Below are 4258 nucleotides of genomic sequence, written 5' to 3'. Positions count from 1 at the left end.
TGCCGCGGTGCCGGTCTACGGCGAAGCCTAAGACAGGCCTGCGACGGCCCACAAGTTCCGGCGCGCGCAAATTATTACGGCCCAAGTGAACCAATCACAAACACGACACCCGTTAGAAAATAGAGGATACATCACCTCGATATTCGGACGAACGTGCCACCATATATAATCGGTTGGAGAAATGTGTTGATTTTTCCTCCGATATGCGACGGCATACCGCATCATTTATCATACCCACATCAGCAACAGGGTGATAGAAATGAGCGAACGTGAAACGTGGGCAACTAGGGCAGGGTTCATCCTCGCTGCTGTGGGCAGTGCGGTCGGCCTCGGGAACATCTGGCAGTTCCCCTTCAAGACCGCCCAGTTCGGTGGTGCATCCTTCCTTATCGTCTACCTCATCTCGGCACTTGGTATCGGCCTTCCGGCCATCCTCGCCGAGTTCGTTATCGGACGGAAAACCAACCTGAATACCATCAGCGCCTTCGAGAAACTCGGCTACAAGAACTGGCGCATCGTCGGGGCAATCGGTTTATTCACCGGCTTTTGGATTCTCTCGTACTATAGCGTCGTCGGTGGGTGGGTCCTCCGATACATCGGCGGCAGTCTGACGGGTGCGTACTTCGGCGCACCGGCGGAGTACTTCGGCCAGATTTCGGCCGGTATGGACGCACTCGCGCTTCACGCCGTCTTCATGGTACTCGTCGTCGGCATCGTCGCGGCCGGTATCGAAGACGGCATCGAGAAGGCGACGAAGCTGATGGTTCCGAGTATCATCGTCATCCTCGGAATCCTCGCCGTGTTCGCCTTCACGCTCCCCGGCGCGTCCGAGGGGTACGCGTACTTCCTCTCGCCGGACTTCAACGCGCTCGCCGAGAACTTCGGAGACATCGTCCCGTTCGCCGTCGGGCAGGCGTTCTTCTCGCTGTCGCTCGGGATGGGCGCGATGATTACCTACGCCTCTTACATCGACGGCGACCAGAGCCTGTTCGGTGACGGCATCACCATCGTCTTCCTGAACAGTTTCGTCGGCATCCTCGCCGGTCTCGTCGTTCTCCCGCTTTTGTTCGCACAGGGTATCGACCCCAACACGAGCGGTGCGGGTGCAGTGTTCATCAGCGTCGCTGGCGCGTTCGGAGACATTCCCGGTGGCAATATCATCGGTCTCGTCTTCTTCGGGGTGGTTCTCATCGCGGCGCTTTCGTCCGCAATCAGTCTCCTCGAAGTGGTCGTCTCGTGGGCCATCGACAACTACGACGTGAGTCGCCCGCAGATGGCAGTCGGTCTCGGCAGCGTCATCTTCCTGCTCGGCGTCCCGTCGGCAATCGACACCGCGTGGCTCGGTTGGTTCGACACGCTCGCGTACAAACTACTGCTTCCGGTGTCCGTCCTCGGTATCCTCGTCTTCGCGGCGTGGGTCTACGGTGCCCCCGCCCTCGACGAACTGATGAAGGGTAGTGGCCTCGGCGACGGTATCGGCCTCACGTGGCTCTGGATGGCCCGGACGCTCGTCATCGTGGCCGTCGTGGCAACGCTGGTGCTCGGTCTCCAGACGTTATTCCTCGGCGAGTCGCCGGCCATTATCCCGCCGGCTCTGCCATCGCTGCCTCTCTGAGGCGGCGAACAATCGCACTTTTTAGCTAGTTATGAATCGTTAGTGGCAACACATTATTTCTGATTCATCGACAGTGGTTTTTGCACATAGGACACCTAAAACCGTTAAATTTCTCCAGTGATGTTTCGTCGGTTCGAAAGTCATTTTAGGCCTGGGCTGTCAATGGGTATCAATGACACGAGAAACATGGGCAACACGGCTCGGGTTCATCCTCGCCGCTGTCGGAAGCGCGGTAGGACTCGGGAACATCTGGCGGTTTCCGTGGCAAACCGCCGAAAACGGGGGGAGCGCGTTCCTCGTCGTATATCTCGGAATCGTTCTTCTCGTCGGTGTGCCTGGGCTCCTCGGCGAGTTCGTTATCGGCCGACGCGCGAATAAATCACCAGTTGGCGCACTCCGTGACCTCTCGGGGTCGAAAAAGTGGGGCGTCGTCGGCGCATTCTCGGTTATCACCGGTCTCTCGCTTCTCTCGTTCTACAGCGTCGTCGGTGGCTGGATTCTCCGCTACCTCATCGAAAGCGGGGCTGCCATCGTCGGTGGAAATCCCGCGTACTTCACTAACCCCGGACAGTACTTCGGCGGTGTCTCCGCCGGTACTGATGCCGCACTCTACCACCTCCTGTTCCTCGGACTGACCGCACTCATCGTCTTCGCAGGTATTCGCAAGGGCATCGAACTCGGCACCAAAGTCATGATGCCCGCAGTTCTCGTCCTCCTCGTCACGCTCGCGGCGTGGGCCGCGACACAACCGAACGCCGCCGCCGGATACGCTTTCTTCCTCCGATTCGACCCCTCCGTCATCTCGGAGAACTTCTTTGCTATCCTCGGCCCGGCCGTCGGGCAGGCACTCTTTACCCTCTCACTCGGCGCGGGAACCATGATTACCTACTCCTCGTATCTCGACGAAGACCGGTCGCTTCCCTTCGACGGGAGCGCCATTGCCGTGCTCAATACGAGTGTCGGCGTCATCACTGGTCTCGTCGTCTTCCCGCTTCTCTTCTCGCAGGGTATCAACCCGACCGAGACCGGAACCGGGCCGGGTGCGCTGTTCATTGGCCTCGCGGGCGCGTTCTCGCAACTCCCCGCCGGGACGCTCATCGCCACGACCTTCTTTGCCGTCGTGACCCTCGCGGCGCTGTCGAGTTCCATCAGCATGCTCGAAATCCCCGTCGCGTTCCTCGTCGACGAGTACGGCGTCTCGCGCAAGCATGCTGTCATAAGCATGACCGCCATCGTCGCCGTGACCGGGACCGTCTGCGCGTTCAACCCTGCCATTTTCGGCTTCGTTGCAGGCACCCTTGTGAACATACTCATGACTGCGGGCCTCGCCGCCTTCCTGCTGTTCGTTGGCTGGGTCATGGGCCGTGACGCTATCGAGGAGTTCGCCTCGGGCGCGGGCGAGTTTGGACGAACCCTCGGAACGCCGTGGCTCTTTGCCGTTGGTGTCATCCTTCCCCTGTTTCTCGTCTTCACGCTGCTGACGCACTTCGGCGTGGACACGAACATCGGCTTCTGGCCGACCGTCGCCCTCGCCATCGTCGCGAGCACCGCCGCATTCCTCGGTCTTCGCCACCCCCATTCTGTCGTCTAAACTCTAGCACTATTTGACAGCTAGTTGATTAGAACTGTATTTCCAACTAATTTTCCCGGGTCGTCCTCTCACGCTCTGTGTTTCCGGTCCGTTTTCTCCCACTCCGCCTTTCGCGACATTCTCGGGGACGCTACTTTCACGGCTCGTAACTGTGATGATTGTTCGGACCAATATACGTCAACTGTCGAAGTAAGGGTTGCCGGATTGCGGAACTCCTTTGACCCCAGCCTGCGCACTGACAGTTCAATGAGAGAAGGTGATCTGGCATGACGATGGAAGACCGGATCGACGAACTTCGTGAGAAACGCGAGGAAGCGCTGAAGGGTGGCGGTGAGGACCGAATCGCCTCCCAGCACGACAAGGGCAAAATGACCGCCCGCGAGCGAATCGACTATTTCCTCGATGACGGTACGTTCCGAGAATTCGACCAGTTCCGAACCCACCGGAACCACAAATTCGGAATGGAAGAGACGAAGCTTCCGGGCGACGGCGTCATCACCGGACACGGCGAGGTTGACGGTCGAACTGTCTTTGTTTTCGCCCACGACTTCACCGTCTTCGGCGGGTCGCTCGGCGAAGTGTTCGCCGAGAAGATATGCAAGGTCATGGACAAGGCGATGGAAGTCGGTGCGCCGGTCATCGGCCTGAACGACTCCGCGGGCGCTCGGATTCAAGAGGGTGTCCAGTCGCTCGGTGGCTTCGGCGAAATCTTCCGCCGGAACACCGAGGCATCCGGCGTCGTTCCGCAGATTTCGGCTATTATGGGTCCCTGTGCTGGCGGTGCGGTGTACTCCCCCGCGCTGACGGACTTCACGTTCATGGTCCGCGACACCAGCCACATGTTCATCACCGGACCCGACGTTATCAAGACGGTCACCGGCGAGGAAGTCACCTTCGACGAACTCGGCGGTGCGACGACCCACACTTCGACGAGCGGGGTGGCTCACTTCGCTACGGACACCGAAGAACAGGCGCTCGACGATATCCGCCACCTGCTTTCCTACCTCCCGCAGAACAACGTCTGTCTCTTTTCCACTTCTCCGAGCTCACGT

General features: G+C 59.4%; 3 protein-coding genes. All 3 read left to right on the top strand.

Going from position 1 to position 4258, the window contains the following annotated elements:
• The first annotated feature begins 259 nt into the window (after positions 1-259).
• Positions 260-1615 carry a sodium-dependent transporter gene (locus QT222_RS06475; RefSeq protein ID WP_004059927.1) on the top strand — a complete coding sequence of 452 codons (1356 nt, stop codon included), beginning with the start codon at positions 260-262 and terminating at the stop codon, positions 1613-1615.
• A gap of 172 nt (positions 1616-1787) precedes the next feature.
• Positions 1788-3206: a sodium-dependent transporter gene (locus tag QT222_RS06470; protein ID WP_004059928.1), complete on the top strand. Its 1419-nt coding sequence runs from the start codon at positions 1788-1790 to the stop codon at positions 3204-3206.
• 272 nt (positions 3207-3478) lie between these two features.
• Positions 3479-4258: acyl-CoA carboxylase subunit beta (locus tag QT222_RS06465; protein WP_491476687.1), on the top strand; the 780-nt coding region annotated here is incomplete at its 3' end.

This window comes from Haloferax sp. s1 (assembly GCF_058382125.1).
Note: the sequence above shows the minus strand (reverse complement) of the source record. Positions and strands in the feature narration are given on the sequence as shown.

What these genes read in the sequence shown, in the direction of transcription:
- QT222_RS06470 (WP_004059928.1), top strand. Translation starts at nt 1,788, where the DNA reads ATGACACGAGAAACATGGGCAACACGGCTCGGGTTCATCCTCGCCGCT.
- QT222_RS06475 (WP_004059927.1), top strand. Translation starts at nt 260, where the DNA reads ATGAGCGAACGTGAAACGTGGGCAACTAGGGCAGGGTTCATCCTCGCT.